The following is a 16,956-nucleotide window of genomic DNA, read 5'->3' as shown; positions in this document are numbered from 1 at the left end:
AACGTCGGTCTCCAAGACCACAACCAGGTCTTGGAGACCGACGTCACGCATGCCCCGCAATTCGCCAACAGCGTCCCGGGAGAGACCGGGGGCGGGCCGCCGTCGTGTGTGACGGGGACAAGGCGCGACACGAGATATGAGACATTGACGTCTCATTCGGCTACCCTATGTCTCATGGCCGTGGATCGGGAACAGGTACTCAAGGAGGCCGCCGCGCTGCTCACGCGGCGGGCGACGACGTCGATGGACGAGATCGCCCGCGCCGCGGGCATCAGCCGGGCGACCCTGCACCGGCACTTCGCCGGGCGGGACGCCCTGATCAAAGCGCTGGAGGAGCAGGGGATAGCGCAGTTCGGGCAGGCGATGGACAGCGCGCGGCTGGACGAGGGGGACGCCGCCGGTGCGCTGCGCCGGCTGATCACCGAAACCGAACCGGTGGCCGACATGCTGGCCTTCCTCGCCACCGAGAACCAGCTCTTCGAGGGCGACGAGGTCAACGCCGGCTGGGACCGGCTCGACGCCCGGATCACCGCGCTGTTCCGACGCGGCCAGGAAGAGGGCGACTTCCGGATCGACCTGAGCCCCGCCTGGCTCGCCGAGGCGCTCTACGGACTGATCGGCGCCGGCGCCTGGGCCGTCCACGAAGGACGGGTCGCCCGCAACGACCTTCACCACTCGATCGCCGAGCTGCTGCTCGGCGGCATCCGACGGAGCATGGAGAAATGACCGAGACCATAGCGTCAGGACCGGCCGGTTCGGCCCATGTGGACGACCAGCCCCGCCCGGGTCGCTGGCTCGCGCTCGCCGTCCTCGTCCTCGCCGTCCTGCTGGTCGGCGTCGATGCCACGGTCCTCGGCCTCGCCACCCCCTTCCTGAGTGAAGACCTGCGCCCCTCCGGCGCCCAGCTGCTGTGGATCGGCGACATCTACTCCTTCGTCATCGCCGGTCTGCTGGTGTCCATGGGCAGCCTCGGCGACCGCGTCGGCCGCAAGAAGCTGCTGCTGATCGGCTCCGTCGGCTTCGGCGCGATGTCGGTGCTCGCCGCGTACGCCGCCAGCGCGGAGATGATGATCGCCGCGCGGGCCCTGCAGGGCGTGGCCGGGGCGACCCTGATGCCCGCCACCCTGGCGCTGATCCGCAACCTCTTCCACGACCCCAGGGAACGCAGCCTCGCCATCGGCATCTGGGGCGCGATGGCCTCGGCCGGTATGGCCGTCGGGCCGGTCCTCGGCGGCTTTCTGCTGGGGCACTTCTGGTGGGGCTCGGTCTTCCTGATCAACCTGCCGGTGATGGCGCTGCTGGTCGCCGTCGGCGCCAAGGTCATCCCGGAGTCGCGTAATCCGGACCCCGGGCCGTGGGACATCCCCAGCGTCGCGCTCTCCCTCGTCGGCATCGTCGGTGTCGTCTACGCCATCAAGGAAGCGGCGGTGGAGGGCTACCGCTGGGACATCGCCCTGGCGGCGGCCATCGGGGTGCTCGCACTGGTCTGGTTCGTCCGCCGGCAGCTCACCCTGCCCGCGCCGCTGCTGAACATGAAGCTCTTTGCGCACCGCGGCTTCTCCGGTGCGGTGCTGGCGGATCTGCTGACCATCCTCGGGCTGTCCGGGCTGGTCTTCTTCCTCTCCCAGTTCCTCCAGATGGTGCAGCAGCGCTCGCCGCTGAACGCCGGACTCGTCGAACTCCCGGCCGCGGTCGGCGCGGTGGGCGCGGGCCTGGCCGCCGGCTGGGTCGCCCGGAAGCTGTCCGTACGGATCGTGGTGGCCGGCGGTCTCGCCGTGGTCGGGCTGTCGCTGGTCGGCTGCACGACCCTGCACGCCGACACCGGCACCGCGGCGCTGTGCTTCATCCTCTTCATCGTCGGCGTCGGCGCCGGTTTCTCGTTCACCGTCACCGCCGATGTGATCCTCTCCAATGTCCCCAAGGAGGAGGCGGGAGCGGCCTCCGCGGTCTCCGAGACGGCCTACGAACTCGGCGCGGCCCTCGGCATCGCCCTCCTCGGCTCCATCGTCACCAGCATCTACCGGGGCTTCGCCACGCCCTCCGGGGTGTCCGAGCCCGCCGCCGACGCCGCCCGGGAATCGCTCGGCGGCGCGGTGGAGACGGCCGGCCAACTCCCCGCCGACCAGGGCGCGGCACTGGTGAAGGCCGCTCAGGACTCCTTCGTGAACGGGGTGGACGTCGCAGCCGGGGTGGGGGCGGTGGTCCTGCTGTCCGCCGCGGGAGCGGCCTGGTTCCTGCTCCGCGGCCAGCAGCTGGGCAGCGGCCCGGGCCGGACCGGGAACGCGGCCTTCGCCACGGCCGGGCGGCAGCCGGGGCCCGGCCCGGCGGCCGGCGACCCGGTGGAACGCCTGTAACACCCGTCTCGCCGAACGGCCGATCCGCCGGACGGCGGGCCCCACCGCGCCTCAGGGCGTGTCCTGTGGATCAGGTGCCACGCACCCGCCATGATCCACGGGACACGCCCTGGGGGCGACTGTCCCCCGCCCGTTCACGCCCGGTACGCACCACGGTGACCGGTCGTCCCGAGCGGCTTGCTCGACTCTCCCGTCGTCCCCTCACGGACGGCCCGCTCAGGAGAGTGACGCAGTGCGCGACATCGGACGACGCTCCTTCTTCACCGCCGCGGGGGCCCTGGCCACGGCGAGCGCCATCGGCAGCAACGCCTACGCCACCGGCCACGCCCGCGACGCGGCCACCGCCGACGAATACGTCGACGTCCAACTCCTCAACATCACCGACCTGCACGGCTATCTGCAGGGCGCGCCCGGCGCCCACTCGATCATCACCGGAGCCGGCGGGAAGACCTACACCGTCGGGGGCGTCGCCTCCATGGCCGCCCACCTGGAGCGACTGCGCGACGGCCGCCGCAACTCCCTCTTCTTCGCCCCCGGTGACCTCTTCTCCGGCTGGGAGTTCGACGCCGCCGCCTTCGCCGACGAGCCCACCATCGAGGCGCTCAACGCCATGGGCCTGGACTTCGCCTCGGCCGGCAACCACGAGTTCGACAAGTCCGCGACCTTCCTCACCTCGCACATGGAGGACGGCGACGGCTACCCGACGGTCGGCCGCGACGACGACTTCACGGACTCCACCGGCCGCCGCTACCGTGGCGCCGAGTTCCCCTACTACAGCGCCAACATGGTGTGGCGCTCCAACGGCGAACTGGTGCTGCCGCCCTACAACATCGTGCAGGTGGACGCCGGCGGCAGCCGCCGGCTGCCGGTCGGCTTCATCCATCTGACCGCCATCGGCACCGAGTCCTTCCCCGGCTCCTACCAGCCGGGACTGCGCACCCTGGACGAGCTGGAAACCGCCAACCGCTGCGCCGCGGAGCTCAGGAAACGCGGCGTCCGCGCGATCGTGCTCAGCATGCACGACGGGGCGGTGGCCGGCAGCGACTTCTCCAGCGGCAAGAACCCCTCGGGGCCCGCCTACGAACTGGCGCTGCGCGCCTCCCCGGACATCGACGCCATCGTCACCGGCCACTGGCACTGCGCCTTCACGATGATGCTGCCCGACCCCAACGGCAACCCCCGCCCCTTCGTCGAGGCCGGCTGCTACGGCCAGCTCATCAACGAGATCAACCTGCGGCTCGACCCCGACACCGGCTCGGTGGTCCGGGAGCTGACCACCTCCGTCAACCACCCCAACACCCACGATGTGACGCCGGACCCCGAACTGCGGTCGATCGCCGGCTACTGGGCGGACTACGCCGGCCGGCGCGCCCGCAGCCGCCTGGGCACCCAGACGGCCTCCTTCACCCGGCGGCGCAACGCCGCGGGGGAGAGCACCATGGGCAACCTCGTGGCCGACTGGGCCCTGTGGGCGGGCCGCCAGGAGCACGGCCCGATGGACGACCCCGCGGAGTACCCCAACACCCCCGCCGAGCTCGCCGTCATCGTGGTCGCACCGCGCGTCGGCCAGGCCCTGATCGCCGGCGACCTGATCCGGGACGAGGAGTCCGACGGCACCGTCACCTTCGCGCAGGCCTGGAACTCGGTCGGCTTCGGCGACCCGATCATGACCGTCACCGTCACCGGCCGGCAGATCCACGACGCCCTGGAGGAGCAGTGGGCGCCGACCGCCGGCGGCGGCCTCGGCTACTCACCGCTGGCCGTCTCCGCCAACGTCCGCTACACCTTCGACGCCGCGGGGCCGGTCGGCCGGCGGATCGACCCGTCCGACGTCTTCATCGACGGGACCGCCCTCGACCTCGCCCGCCGCTACCGCCTCGCCGCCCCCTCCTACACCCTCATCAACCAGGACGGCTTCAGCGCCTTCACCGGATTCACCGCACCGGTCCGGCACACCCGGGACTTCGAGAGCTTCGTCTCCTTCGTCCGTACCAAGAAGCAGCTGGCGCCCGCCCCGTTGAACCGGGTGTCGGTCAAGAACGCGGGGGTGCCCGGCGCCCGCACCGGCACCGTCGTCCGTCACCAGCAGCTGCTCCAGGCCGACGGCAGCCCGGTCCCGCGGCCCGAGGCGGCGCTGCGTACGGCGCGGCCCGGCGGCGCCGACGGCCGGCGCGGCCCCGACGGCTTCCGGGTGCCCTGCTGACCTCCGCGGCCCGGCGCACACGCCAACGGGCCCCCTCCGTGGAACGGAAGGGGCCCGGCGCACCGCCGAGGGGTCAGGCGGCCCTGGCCTTGGTGGCGTAGATGTCGACGTACTCCTGGCCGGACAGCTCCATGACCTCGCTCATCACCTCGTCGGTGACGGCCCGCAGCACATAGCGGTCGCGGTCCATGCCGTCGTAGCGGGAGAAGTCCAGCGGCGCACCGAAGCGCACCGTCACCGGCGCGATGCGCGGGCGGCCCTTGCCGCCGGGCTGCACCTTGTCCGTGCCGATCATCGCGAACGGCACGACGGGCGCGCCGGTCATCAGGGTCAGGCGGGCGATGCCCGTACGGCCGCGGTAGAGCCGGCCGTCGGGGGAGCGGGTGCCCTCGGGGTAGATGCCGAAGACCTTGCCCTCCTCCAGGACGCGGCGGCCGGTCATCAGCGCGGCGACCCCGCCGTGCCCGCCGTCCCGGTCCACCGGGATCATGCCGGAGCTGGTGAAGAACCAGGCCATCGCCCGGCCCTTGAGGCCCTTGCCGGTGACGTACTCGTCCTTGCCGATGAAGTACACCGGGCGCTTGACCAGCAGGCTCAGGAAGAGCGAGTCGATGAACGTGACGTGGTTACCGGCCAGGATCACCGGCCCGGTCGCCGGAATGCGCTCCATGCCCTCCACCTTGGGGCGGTACAGGACACGCATGACGAATCCGAGAATCGCCTTCAGCACAATGCGGGACAACGGGCCCTCCGGGTCGTGGTGGTCAATGTCGAGCAGGCGCAGAACTCTGCAGCCCAGGACGATACTCGCGGGTCACTCCCGCGCGCACATCGGGTTTACGAGGTCGATACGCACAGTTGACGTGTGTTACCGCCCATGTTCCCCCCGAAGTCCGCGTGCGTCTCCCCGGCATCACCCGTCCGTGCTTACGATCGGCCTGGTTCCGTGGGCCGGCGGGCAACACGCCTCACCGCACGCCGGAAAACACCCGGAAGCACGTGCAGAACGACAGACCATCTCATTTTCAAGGAGCGTGCGTATGCACAAGCGGGAGCAGCCGGGGCGGCGGACGGTACTGGGGGCCGCGGCCCTCGGTGCGGGGGCGGCGGTGTTCGGCGGGGCCGGCCAGGCCAGTGCCCGGGATCGCGGCGGCGAGGCCGCCCGGGCCCTGCCGGTTCCGCTGATCATCGGCCACCGCGGTGCCAGCGGCTACCGCCCCGAGCACACCTTCGGCTCCTACCAACTCGCCCTCGACATGGGCGCGGACGTGATCGAACAGGACCTCGTCCCCACCAAGGACGGCCACCTGGTCTGCCGTCACGAGAACGACATCACGGCCACCACCGATGTCTCCGCGCACCCCGAGTTCGCGGACCGCAAGACCACCAAGACCGTCGACGGGGTGAAGCTCAACGGCTGGTTCACCGAGGACTTCACGCTCGCCGAGCTCAAGACGCTGCGCGCCAAGGAGCGCATACCGGGCACCCGGCAGCACAACACCCTCTATGACGGCCGGTGGGAGGTGCCGTCCTTCGAGGAGGTCCTGCAGTGGGCCGAACGCGAGGGCCGCAAGCGGGGCCGCCGGGTCTGGCTGCACATCGAGACGAAACACCCCACCTACTTCCGCAAACTCGGCCTTCCGCTGGAGGAGCGGGTGGCAAAGGCGCTGCGCGCGCACGGCCGGCACCGCGCGAACTCCCCGAACTTCCTGCAGTCCTTCGAGCCCAGCAGCCTCCAGCGCCTGGGCAAGCTCGTCGGCTGCCCGAAGATCGTCCTGCTGGGTACGCCCGACACCCGGCCCTGGGACTTCGTCGAGGCGGGCGACCCGCGCACGGTCGCCGATCTGATCAAGCCCGAGGGCCTGAAGTGGATCGCCGGCTTCGCCCAGGGCATCGGCCCGGACCTCACGGTGATCATCCCGCGGGACAAGGACGGCAAGCTCGGCACGCCCACGTCCGTCGTCAAGGACGCCCACGCCGCCGGGCTGGTGCTGCACCCGTACACGGTCCGCAACGAGAACACCTTCCTGCCGACGAACCTCCGCCGCGGCTCCGACCCGAACGCCTACGGCGACTCGCTCGCCTACTTCAAGGCGCTCCTGGGCACCGGTATCGACGGCCTGTTCTCCGACAACTGCGACACCGCGCTGCTGGCCGCCGCGGAATTCCGCACGGGCTGAGCCGGACGCCGGGCCGCCGGCGCCGTGGCGGCCCGGCCCCCGGACGGCCCCAGCTCACGCCACTCTCATCTGAGTTGGGAATGTCACAGGAGAGCTCGGCGGCGTTCCGTTTGTCCCGGGTGCCTGCGCAGAATGCTCGCGGCGGAGATTGCCGCTGCCGCATTCCGGGGAGTCCGGAAGGAGCAGTGTCAGCCACGCCATGGCGGCGACGGGTACCCCGCGGAGCCGTCTGTCAGGGCACCACGTTCCGGGCGCACCCCTTACACCCTCAGCGCGCCCGGGCCAGCGAACCGGATAGGGGAGGCATAGGCGCATGGGCACGAGTGTGACCATCTCTGCGGCGACCGATCAGGACGCCGAGCAGATCCTCAAACTCCAGTACCTCTGCTACCAGCAGGAAGCCGCGCTCTACGACGACTACGGCATCGAGCCGCTCACCCAGACGCTGGAGGCGCTCCGCGCCGAGCTGGGCGCGGGCTGCGTCGTGGTCGCCCGGCTCGGTGAGGAGGTGGTCGGGTCCGTGCGCGGCACGGTCGACGAGGACGGCACCGGGCGGATCGCCAAGCTCATCGTGCACCCGCGGATGCAGCGGCACGGCCTGGGCGGACGGCTGCTCGACGCCGTCGAGCGACGGCTCGCGGAGGAGCACGCGGCCCTGCGCTACCGCTTGTTCACCGGTCACCGCAGCGACGGCAACCTGCGGCTCTACCGCAGCCACGGCTATGCGCCGGTGGGAACCGAGCAGATCGGCCCCCGGATGGGCGTGGTGACGCTGGAGAAGGAGCGCCGTCAGGACGTCGCCGCGGTGGCGGCGCCCGCCGGACCGGGCGTGGGCGAGCTCGCCGCGCAGGCGTAGCCCGACACGCGGGAACTCAGGGGGACGGGCCCGGCCGCGGGCCCGTCCTTCAGTCCCGGACTCCGGCGGCCGGCTGCTCCGTACGGGCCCGGCGCAGCCACAGCAGCCCGGTGACGGGCAGGATGACCGGGATGAACAGGTAGCCCATGCCGTAGTCCGACCAGACCGTGGCGTCGGGGAACGCGGAGGGGTCGAGCAGCGTCCAGGTGCCGACGCCGAGCACCCCGAGCAGCTCCAGCGCACAGCAGGCCAGCGCGACCCGGCGGGCGCCCTCACCACCGCGCACCAGCGAGAAGAGGATGAACCCGTAGACGACCGCGGAGAGGGCCGAGAGGCTGTACGCGAGCGGCGCCCGGTCGAACTGGGCGAGGAGCTGGTAGAGCGAGCGGGACGCGGCCGCGACGGTGAAGACGCCGTAGAGCGCGACCAGCAGCCGTCCGGGGCCGGTGCCCAGGGAACGCTTCGCCGCCGCGGTGCTCTCGGCGCCGTCCGCTGTCGTGGCCGCCGTGGTCTCAGGCACTGCCGCCTCCCCAGATGTCGAACAGCCGCACTTCCAGTACGGCCAGCACCACGGCGCCCGCGGCGGCGGTGGCCGAACCCCAGCGGGTGCGCTCCGAGAGCGACATGAACCCGGTCGCCGGGACACAGGCGGCCGCCCCGAGCAGATACGCCACGAAGAGCGCGGTGCCCTTGTCGGGCGAGTGCCCGCCCGCCAACTGCACGACGGCGATGACCAGTTGGACGATGCCGAGCAGCGACACCAGGGCCATGCCGATGAAGTGCCAGTCCTTGGTGGGCTGGTCACGGAACGCGGCGAAGCCGCACCAGGAGGCGAGGGCGAGAGCGGCCAGCGCGACCACGATCGTCAGCGCGTCGATCACCGGGGCCTCCGGGCGGCATACCGGGGCGCCGTGGGGTTGTGGAGCATGGGGTGATGCTAATCGCCCGAGGGCGGGCTGCCGCGTCCGGCCCCACCGTGGCACGTACGCTCGTGAAGTATGAAGATCACCGCTGATGCGCTCCTTTTCGACAATGACGGCACCCTCATCTCGTCCCTGGAGTCCGTGTACCGCTGCTGGTCCCGGTGGGCGAAGGAGTACGGCGTCACCGAGGAGGACTTCGCCCGGGTCGCGCTGCACGGCCGTCCGGCGGGAGAGATAGTCGCCGACCTGCTGCCCGCGGACCTCGTACCGGCGGCGGTGGCCCGGATCGAACAGCTGGAGGTCGAGGACGCCGGGGGAGTGGTGGCACTGCCCGGCACCCTCGCCCTGCTGGAGAGCCTGCCCGCCGAGCGGTGGGCCGTGGTCACCTCGGCCACTCAGCGGCTGGCCGAGGCCCGGCTGGGCCAGGCAGGGATCCGGCCCAAGACGCTGATCGCCGCCGATGACATCAGCCGGGGCAAGCCGGACCCGGAGCCGTTCCTGCTGGCCGCCGCGCGGCTGGGGGTGGACCCGGCCCGCTGCGTGGTCTTCGAGGACGCGCCCGTCGGGCTGGCGGCGGGTCGTGCGGCCGGAATGATGACCGTGGCGTTGGCCACAACGCACCGCGCCGAGGAACTGTCGGCGGACGTCGTGGTCCCCGACCTCTCGGCGGTATCCGCGCAGGCCACGGACGGATTGGTGGAGATCACCGTCGCGCGGTAGCGCGCTGTCCACGGGTCGGTCGGGCGTGTCCGCTATGCGGACTGGCTTGATCGGCCCGCACGGCTGTCTGGTTTACTTGCCGCCATGACCACGACGAGCTACCGCACCCCTGCGACCGAGGCGTACCAGACGTCCGGTGCTCGTTGCATGTGTCGAATGTGTGACCGCTGAGGGCCCCCGCTCAAGCTCGCGCCCCGAAGTGAGACCCTCCCCCGAGCTCTTGAGGAGCAGGGTGGACCCCCACCGCGCCGTGCCTCCGTCGCCGACGGAATCCGGCCGCCCCGCGTCACCGGAACCCGGAGCCGGGCCCCGCGCCCGCGCGCGTTCCCCCCTGCCGCACTCGCAAGAATGCCCCGTGCCCCGGCGGGCGACCCGCCGAGCACTCGACAGTGACGGAATTCCCCTGTGATCACCACTACGGGCCTGACCAAGGTCTACCGTTCAGGAGACCGCGAAGTCACCGCCCTGGACGGCGTCGATCTGCACGTCCGCGAGGGCGAGGTGTACGGCGTCATCGGCCAGAGCGGCGCCGGTAAATCCACCCTCATCCGCTGCCTCAACCTCCTGGAGCGCCCCACCTCCGGCACGGTCACCGTCGCCGGCCAGGAGCTGACGTCCCTCGCCGGCCGCGGCCAGCGCGCCAGCGCCGCGCTGCGCGCCGCCCGCAGCCACATCGGGATGGTCTTCCAGCACTTCAACCTGCTGTCCTCGCGCACCGTCCAGGACAACGTCGAACTGCCGCTGGAGATCCTCAAGGTCGACCGCAAGGAGCGCTCCCGCAAGGCGTTGGAGCTGCTGGACCTGGTGGGCCTCGCCGACAAGGCCAAGGCCTACCCCGCCCAGCTCTCCGGCGGCCAGAAGCAGCGCGTCGGCATCGCCCGCGCGCTGGCCGGCGACCCCAAGGTGCTGCTCTCCGACGAAGCCACCAGCGCCCTGGACCCGGAGACCACCCGCTCCATCCTCCAGTTGCTGCGCGACCTCAACCGCAAGCTGGGCCTGACCATCGTGCTCATCACGCACGAGATGGACGTCGTCAAGACGATCTGCGACTCGGCCGCGCTGATGAAGAACGGCCGCGTCGTCGAGCAGGGCACCGTCGCCGAGCTGCTGGCCACCCCCGGCTCCGAGCTGGCCCGGGAGCTGTTCCCGGTCGGCGGCGAGCCCTCGGCCGACGACCGCACCGTCGTCGACATCACCTTCCACGGCGCGGCCGCCACCCGCCCGGTGATCTCCGAGCTGTCGCGCACCTACAACGTCGACATCTCGATCCTCGGCGCCGCCATGGACACCGTCGGCGGCAAGCAGGTCGGCCGGATGCGCATCGAGCTCCCCGGCCGCTTCGAGGAGAACGTGGTGCCCATCGGCTTCCTGCGCGAGCAGGGGCTCCAGGTGGACGTGGCGGACGTCGACCACAGCGCCGCAGCCCCCACCGCCGACCGGCCGGCCACCACGGAGCCCGCCGCGCTCCAGAAGGAAGGTGCCAAGTGACCTGGAACGAGATGCAGCCGCTGCTGTACGACCGCACGCTCGACACCCTCTTCATGGTGTGGTGGTCCGCGTTCTACGCGGTGCTCCTCGGCATCCCGGTCGGCGTGCTGCTGCATCTGACCCAGCGCGGCGCCGTCCTCCAGAACATCGTCGTGAACAAGGTGCTCGGCGCGATCACCAACATCGGGCGGTCCTTCCCGTTCCTGATCCTGATCGTGGTGCTGATCCCCTTCACCCGGCTCCTCGTCGGCGTCACCATCGGCCCGACCGGCGCGGTGGTCCCGCTCGCCATCGCCGCCATCCCGTTCTTCGCGCGGCTGGTCGAGGCCGCCCTGCGCGAGGTCGACCACGGACTGGTCGAGGCCGCCCACGCCATGGGCGGCGGCACCTGGACCATCGTCTTCAAGGTGCTGCTCCCGCAGGCGCTGCCCGCGCTGGTCGCGGGCGTCACCACCTTGGTCATCCAGCTGATCGGCTACTCCGCGATCGCCGGTGCGGTCGGCGGCGGCGGTCTGGGCGACCTCGCCTACACCTACGGCTACCAGCAGTACGAGACAGCGCTGATGATCGCCACCGTGGTGGAACTGATCGCTCTGGTCACCCTCGTCCAGATACTCGGCGACGTCGTCGTCCGCCGGCTCGCCCGGCGCGGCACCCGTGCCTCCTTCCTGCGCCGCACCCGTACCGAGGAGCCGGTCGCCGTCACCGAAGCCGCCTGACCCCGGAGCCACCCGCTCCACCCAAGAGCCCGGACCCTTTGCCGGGCGGACACCGCACATGAACCCCCGTGTGTGAACAAGAAAGAGGCACTCTTCGTGCGTAACACCGTCAAGATCACCGTGGCCGTCGCGGCCGCCTCCGCCGTCGCCCTCGGCGCGAGCGCCTGCTCGGCCCCCTCCGACACCACCGCCAGCAGCGACAAGGGTGACAAGAACGCGCCCCTCGTCGTCGCCGCGAGCCCCGCCCCGCACGCCGCCATCCTCGACTTCGTCAAGAACAAGCTGGCGGCCAAGGTGGGCCTCAAGCTGGTCGTCAAGCCGTTCAACGACTACAAGATCCCCAACAAGGTCACCGACGACGGCCAGGTGGACGCCAACTTCTTCCAGCACAAGCCGTTCCTGGACAGCTTCAACAAGGAGAACGGCACGCACATCGTGCCCGTCCAGAACGTGCTGATCGAGCCGCTGGGCGTCTACTCCAAGAAGATCCACAAGCTCTCGGAGCTCAAGTCCGGCAGCACCGTCTCGGTTCCCAACGACCCCTCCAACGAGGGCCGTGCGCTCAAGCTGCTCGCCGACAACGGGGTGATCACCCTCAAGCCCGGCGTCGGCTCCGACGCCAAGCTGACCGACGTCAAGGACGACAAGGGCGTCAAGATCACCGAGCTGGAGGCCGCGCAGACCGCGCCGCGCATCGACGACGTCGACGCCGCGGTCATCAACGGCAACTTCGCCATCGGCGCGCAGCTCAAGCCCTCCAAGGACGCGCTGGCCCTGGAGAAGACGAAGGACAACCCCTACGCCAACTTCCTCGCCGTCAAGAAGGGCAACGAGAACGACCCGCGGATCAAGAAGCTGGCCAAGCTGCTGAACTCCCCCGAGGTCAAGCAGTTCATCGAGGACAAGTACAAGGACGGCTCGGTCATCCCGGCCTTCGGGCCGGCCAAGGGCTGAGCTTCTTCGGCCGAGTTCTCCGGCCGAGCTGCTTGCTCCGCCTGCGTTGTTTCCCGCCGGTTTTGCGCTGCGTTTTTCGCGGTCGTTGTTTCCGGGCCCTTGTTCGCGGTCGTTGTTTCCCGGCCGTTTTTTCCCCGCCGCCCACCCCCCTTCGGGGGGTGGGCGGGTGTAGAGGTGCGGTTGCTCCGGGGGTGGGCTCGGACGTACGACGTACAGCTCCTTCGGATCCGGGCGCAGACATACGGCATACGCTCCTTCGGATCCGGGCGCAGACGTACAACTACGGCTCCTTCGGCGCCGGGCAGGCGCAGACATGCGGCTGCCGCCCCACCCCCTGGGCCGCAGCCGTCGCTTCCCCCGAGCGGCAGCCGCCGCTTCCTCCGCCCGGCCCCCTGGCCGCCGGCCCCGCCTTCGTCACGTCCGTGCAGGTCACCGGAGTGTGGCCGGCCGCACGGTGTCCCCGTGGGCCCCGGGGACCGCCGCGGGTGCAGCCGTTGTCCACAGGCGTGGCACACCCCACGGCCCATGCTGCATGCTGGTGCATTCAAGACGGTCAAGACGGCCCGTGACCTCGCGCGGAAACAGCCCGCGACGTCCCGGAACCCCACGGTCAACGGCGTTGGAGCAGCGGCATGACATCCACCTTTCCGGACATCTCCATCAGCACGGACCGGTTGGTGCTGCGCCCTCTCGAAGAGGCCGATGTGCCGTCGCTGGCCGACATGATGGACGACGAGCTCGTCGCGGCCTGGACCGCGGCTCCCCAGCCCTACACCAGGTCCGCCGCCCGCACCTGGGTCGCCGAGTACGCGCCCACCGAACGCACCGCCGGCCGCGGAGTCGACTTCGCCGTCACCGAGTTCCTCACCCAGCGCCTGGTCGGCGTGGTTCAGCTGACCAACACCGACTGGCGGCTGCGCTCCACCGAGCTGTCCTACATCGTCGCTTCCTGGGCCCGCGGCGAGGGCTATGCGTCCGAGGCGGCGCTCGCCACCGCCCAGTGGGTCTTCCACGACCAGAAGTTCGAGCGTCTGGAGCTGCGTACCGCGGCGGGCAACACCGCGTCGCAGCAGGTCGCCCAGAAGATCGGCTGTATCAGCGAGGGCGTGCTGCGCAATGCCTGGATAGCCCGCAGCCGCACGGAGGACGGCGGCTGGGCGGACATCCGCACCGACCTGATCGTGTGGAGCCTGCTGCCCGAGGACCTCGACGGGGTCCCCGGCCGGCTCGCGGACGCGAACGGATTCACCTACCCCGAGTGGAACTGACCCGCGGCCCCGCGGGCAACCGGCTCACACCCGCACGCAGGTCCGTACCTCTCGGGGTACCCTCGGCCTGCCGCGCACCTGCGCGACCAGCGCGGATCAGCGGACCACGGCGGCAGTGCCACCGGCCTGCCGGCCGCCCCGCAGCCGCCGCTGCCCGCGTAACCACAGCAGCCCCAGGAGACTGACGAGCATGGCCGACCGGGTCACGGTGATCGGATGGGACGGCTCTCCGCTGACCGCCGCCGCCCGCTCCGCCCTCGGCGCCGCCACCCTCGTGGCCGGCGCCGCCCACCACCTCGCACTGCCCGAAGTCCCGCCGCACGCCGAGCGGATCCGGCTCGGCAGCGTGACCCTGGCCGCCCGCCGGATCGCCCGGCACCGCGGCACCGCCGTCGTGCTCGCCGACGGCGACCCCGGCTTCTTCGGCGTCGTACGCACCCTGCGGGCACCCGAGCACGGTCTGGAGGTGGAGGTCGTACCGGCCGTCTCCTCCGTCGCGGCCGCCTTCGCCCGGGCCGGAATGCCCTGGGACGACGCCCAGGTCGTGGTCGCCCACAGCCGCGATCTGCGCCGCGCCGTGAACGTCTGCCGCGCCCACACCAAGGTTGCGGTGCTCACCTCGCCCGGCGCCGGGCCGGCCGAACTCGCCCTGCTGCTTGCTGGCGTCCACCGCACCTTCGTCATCTGCGAGGACCTGGGCACCGACCGGGAGCGGGTGACCGTCCTCACATCGGACAAGGCCGCCGACCATGTCTGGCGTGACCCCAATGTCGTGATTGTGGTGGGCGGTTCGCCCGGCGGCGCGGCGGCGCAGGGAACGGGCTGGATCGCCGGCCGCGAAGTGGGCCATCCGACGGGGCCGCGCGGCTGGGGACTTCCGGCCGGCGCGTACGGCGGCGTCCTCGGCGAGGGGGAGTCCGTCCTGTTGCGCTCCGCACAACTCGCGCGCCTCGGGCCGCAGGTGGGCGACCTGGTCTGGGACATCGGCGCGGGCGTCGGGGCCGCCGCGGTGGAGGCCGCGCGCTTCGGTGCCGCGGTCATCGCGGTGGACGCCGACGCGGACGCCTGCGGGCGCACCGCCGCCCTCGCCCGCCGGCACGGCGTGCAACTCCAGGTCGTGCACGGCCGGGCGCCGCAGATCCTGGAGGACCTGCCGGAACCCGATGTCATCCGGGTCGGCGCCGGGGGAGCGGAGGTCGTCACCGCGTGCGCGGCCCGCCGTCCCGAACGCATCGTCACCCACGCGGCCACCCGCGACGAGGCCGAGTCGCTCGGCCGGGCGCTGGCGGACGGCGGCTACGACGTCGAGTGCGCCTTGCTCCAGTCCGTCGACCTGGACACGTCCGCCTGGGTCGAACGCGAGCGGTCCGTGGTGTTTTTGCTGAGCGGCTATCGCGTTTCTCACCCATGACCAGCACGGCAACCCGCGCGAGGTAGGCTGGCGGATCGTTGCGCCGCCGTTCCGCGTTCGGCTTCGTACGTCAATATCCGGAAAATGCCGTGGTTTTGGCGGAATATGAAGCTCTGGAGAGCGGACGTGCCGCGAGGCGCGCTCGCTCGTTCTAGCTATCGGGGCGTCGGCGCGCCCCGGTCGAGCGCGTCGCACGAGCGGTTGGAAGGAGCACTACCAATGGGCGAGGGGTACGCATGACCGACACCGGCCAGGTCCCGGGCGAGGGTCAGCCGGAGAACGCAGGCGGACATCCCGGGCAGCCGCAGCCGGCGGCCGCGCCCTCCCCTGCCGATGCCGGACCGGCCCCGCAGCCGGGCATGGTGCCTGCTCCGGGCGAATACCCCTACGTCGACCAGACCGACGGCGCCGTGGAGGACGACGATCTGCTGCTGATGCCGGGTGCCCAGGGCGCCTGGAGCGAGCAGCCGGCACCCCAGCCGCTCCCGCAGCCCCAGGAGACCCACCAGGGCCCGGACCAGCAGCTTCCGCACGGCGCCCCGTACGACGCGGCCGCCCAGGGGGCCACCGGCTTCGAGCCGTTGCCCGCCCAGGCCGGTGACCATGAGAGCGGCGGCCGGGATTCCGGTTCCGTCGACCTCGGCGCCGTCCGCATTCCGCAGCCCGCGGCTCCCCAGCAGCCGGACCGGGCCCGCGCGGCCGCACCCGCCACGCCCCCTCGCCGCCCGCTGCACATGGGCCCGCCGGTGCCCGACGCGACCGGCGGCGTGGTCCGTTCGCTGGCCGACCGCGGACCGGCGGAAGCGCCCGCGCAGTCGGTCGCGCCGCAGGTGGAACCGCCCACCGGCGGCCCGGAGTACTTCGATGCCCCGGCCGGGGCCCCCGAGGCCATGGCGGGCCCGCCGGCCGGCGGGCCCCACCCCGGACAGCAGCTCGGCGACGCGGCGGCGCAGGCCTTCGCGGCGCCGTCGTACGGCGGACAGCCCTACGAGGGCCAGTTGTCCGCCGAGCAGACCTACGGGGCGGCGGGCCAGGGCCCGTTGCCCGGTCCGCAGCTCGGCGAGATCCCGTCGCAGGTGACGCCGTGGGGCGAGCCTCAGGCCCAGGCCGCGCCGGACGGGGTTGCAGAAACGGTCGCCCCCGAGGTGTCCCCCGCGTCCGAGGCCGCGCAGCCCGTTCCGCAGGACGTGCACCTGCCCTCCGAACAGCCGCAGCCGCTGCCGGCCGAGTCCGCCGCACAGCCCGTCGATGCCGCATCCGTCGTGGCGGACGTCCCCGGGGCCGTGCCCGATGCTCCCGCGCAGCCGCAGGACGTGACGGTGGAGGCGCTACGGGATGCGGCGGCGCCGGGTCAGGACGGAACGGCCGGGACGGAGAGTGCCGTAGCGGACGCCACGGCACCGGACGTCACGGCACCGCACGCCGCCGTGGCGGAGGCCGTTGGTGCCGACGTCGTCGCGCCGGACGTCCCTGCTCAGGACGCGCCCGCTCAGGACGCCGCCGCGGTGGCCCAGCAGCCCGAGGCCGTGGCCACGGACGTCCCGCAGCAGGCCGCGGACCGGGCCGGGAGCACCGAGGCCGGAGCCGAGCCCGAGGCACCGGCCCAGGCGCAGGCACAGTCCGCCGGGAGCCCCGCCCCCGCCGCGGCCGACGAGGCCGCGCAGGCCGTGCAGCCCGCCACGCCCGCCGAGCCCGAAGCGGACCAACCGACCGCCGAGGCACCGGCCGCTCCCGTCGACGCGGCACCGGCTCCGCAGCCCGCAGACCCCGCCGGCCACGCCCCGACCGCCGATGTGCCCGTGAACGCCGAGGTGCCGGTGGCCGCCGATGCACCGGTGGCCACCGACCAGCCGCAGCCCGTCGAACCGGCCCCCGCCACC

Annotated in this window: 14 protein-coding genes and 1 pseudogene; 12 read left to right on the top strand and 3 right to left on the bottom strand. The window is 72.0% G+C overall.

Features of this window, described 5'->3' with window-relative positions; translation table 11 throughout:
- Positions 1–174 precede the first annotated feature (174 nt).
- From EST92_RS25200 to EST92_RS25190, 3 genes are all read left to right on the top strand, one after another.
- Positions 175–726 carry a TetR/AcrR family transcriptional regulator gene (locus EST92_RS25200; RefSeq protein WP_129245255.1) on the top strand — a complete coding sequence of 184 codons (552 nt, stop codon included), beginning with the start codon at positions 175–177 and terminating at the stop codon, positions 724–726.
- Positions 723–2,354 (top strand): MFS transporter, encoded by a 1,632-nt coding sequence (locus tag EST92_RS25195; RefSeq protein ID WP_129283084.1) that lies wholly within the window; start codon positions 723–725, stop codon positions 2,352–2,354. Before EST92_RS25200 ends, EST92_RS25195 begins: the two co-directional genes overlap by 4 nt.
- 232 nt (positions 2,355–2,586) lie before the next feature.
- A complete protein-coding gene (locus EST92_RS25190) occupies positions 2,587–4,557 on the top strand; it encodes a bifunctional metallophosphatase/5'-nucleotidase (RefSeq protein ID WP_129283083.1) in 1,971 nt (656 codons plus the stop codon).
- Between the two features lie 73 nt (positions 4,558–4,630).
- Here EST92_RS25190 and EST92_RS25185 read toward each other — a convergent pair whose 3' ends face one another.
- A complete protein-coding gene (locus EST92_RS25185; RefSeq protein ID WP_129283082.1) occupies positions 4,631–5,299 on the bottom strand; it encodes a lysophospholipid acyltransferase family protein in 669 nt (222 codons plus the stop codon).
- A gap of 298 nt (positions 5,300–5,597) precedes the next feature.
- Between EST92_RS25185 and EST92_RS25180 the strand changes: the two genes are divergently transcribed.
- Together EST92_RS25180 and EST92_RS25175 are read left to right on the top strand one after the other, a co-directional pair.
- Complete coding sequence (locus EST92_RS25180; protein ID WP_129283081.1) at positions 5,598–6,737, top strand: glycerophosphodiester phosphodiesterase; 1,140 nt, start codon at positions 5,598–5,600, stop codon at positions 6,735–6,737.
- Between the two features lie 313 nt (positions 6,738–7,050).
- Positions 7,051–7,593: a GNAT family N-acetyltransferase gene (locus tag EST92_RS25175; RefSeq protein WP_129283080.1), complete on the top strand. Its 543-nt coding sequence runs from the start codon at positions 7,051–7,053 to the stop codon at positions 7,591–7,593.
- Positions 7,594–7,642: 49 nt separating this feature from the next.
- On the opposite strand, the gene EST92_RS25170 is transcribed toward EST92_RS25175, so the two are convergent.
- Positions 7,643–8,113, bottom strand: coding sequence for a hypothetical protein (locus tag EST92_RS25170; protein WP_129283079.1), 471 nt, complete (start codon positions 8,111–8,113; stop codon positions 7,643–7,645).
- The gene (locus EST92_RS25165) at positions 8,106–8,474 is read right to left on the bottom strand and encodes a hypothetical protein (protein WP_129283078.1); all 369 of its coding nucleotides are present in this window, start codon (positions 8,472–8,474) and stop codon (positions 8,106–8,108) included. The genes EST92_RS25170 and EST92_RS25165 overlap by 8 nt, the downstream gene beginning before the upstream one ends.
- A gap of 117 nt (positions 8,475–8,591) precedes the next feature.
- On the opposite strand from EST92_RS25165, the gene EST92_RS25160 reads away from it, so the two are divergent.
- From EST92_RS25160 to EST92_RS25130, 7 genes and pseudogenes are all read left to right on the top strand, one after another.
- Complete coding sequence (locus EST92_RS25160) at positions 8,592–9,236, top strand: HAD family hydrolase (RefSeq protein WP_129283077.1); 645 nt, start codon at positions 8,592–8,594, stop codon at positions 9,234–9,236.
- 405 nt (positions 9,237–9,641) lie between these two features.
- The gene (locus tag EST92_RS25155; protein WP_129283076.1) at positions 9,642–10,724 is read left to right on the top strand and encodes an ATP-binding cassette domain-containing protein; all 1,083 of its coding nucleotides are present in this window, start codon (positions 9,642–9,644) and stop codon (positions 10,722–10,724) included.
- Positions 10,721–11,443, top strand: coding sequence for a methionine ABC transporter permease (locus EST92_RS25150; RefSeq protein WP_129283075.1), 723 nt, complete (start codon positions 10,721–10,723; stop codon positions 11,441–11,443). Before EST92_RS25155 ends, EST92_RS25150 begins: the two co-directional genes overlap by 4 nt.
- Before the next feature lie 72 nt (positions 11,444–11,515).
- Positions 11,516–12,397, top strand: coding sequence for a MetQ/NlpA family ABC transporter substrate-binding protein (locus EST92_RS25145; protein ID WP_129283074.1), 882 nt, complete (start codon positions 11,516–11,518; stop codon positions 12,395–12,397).
- A 632-nt stretch (positions 12,398–13,029) separates the two neighbouring features.
- Positions 13,030–13,665 (top strand): GNAT family N-acetyltransferase, encoded by a 636-nt coding sequence (locus EST92_RS25140; protein WP_129283073.1) that lies wholly within the window; start codon positions 13,030–13,032, stop codon positions 13,663–13,665.
- A 190-nt stretch (positions 13,666–13,855) separates the two neighbouring features.
- Complete coding sequence (cbiE, locus tag EST92_RS25135) at positions 13,856–15,076, top strand: precorrin-6y C5,15-methyltransferase (decarboxylating) subunit CbiE (protein WP_129283072.1); 1,221 nt, start codon at positions 13,856–13,858, stop codon at positions 15,074–15,076.
- A 236-nt stretch (positions 15,077–15,312) separates the two neighbouring features.
- Positions 15,313–16,956: pseudogene (locus EST92_RS25130) on the top strand (5,6-dimethylbenzimidazole synthase); the annotation flags it as partial.

It is taken from the genome of Streptomyces sp. TM32 (assembly GCF_004122755.1).
Taxonomy (GTDB): domain Bacteria; phylum Actinomycetota; class Actinomycetes; order Streptomycetales; family Streptomycetaceae; genus Streptomyces; species Streptomyces sioyaensis.
This window is presented reverse-complemented; position numbering and strand designations above follow the sequence as displayed.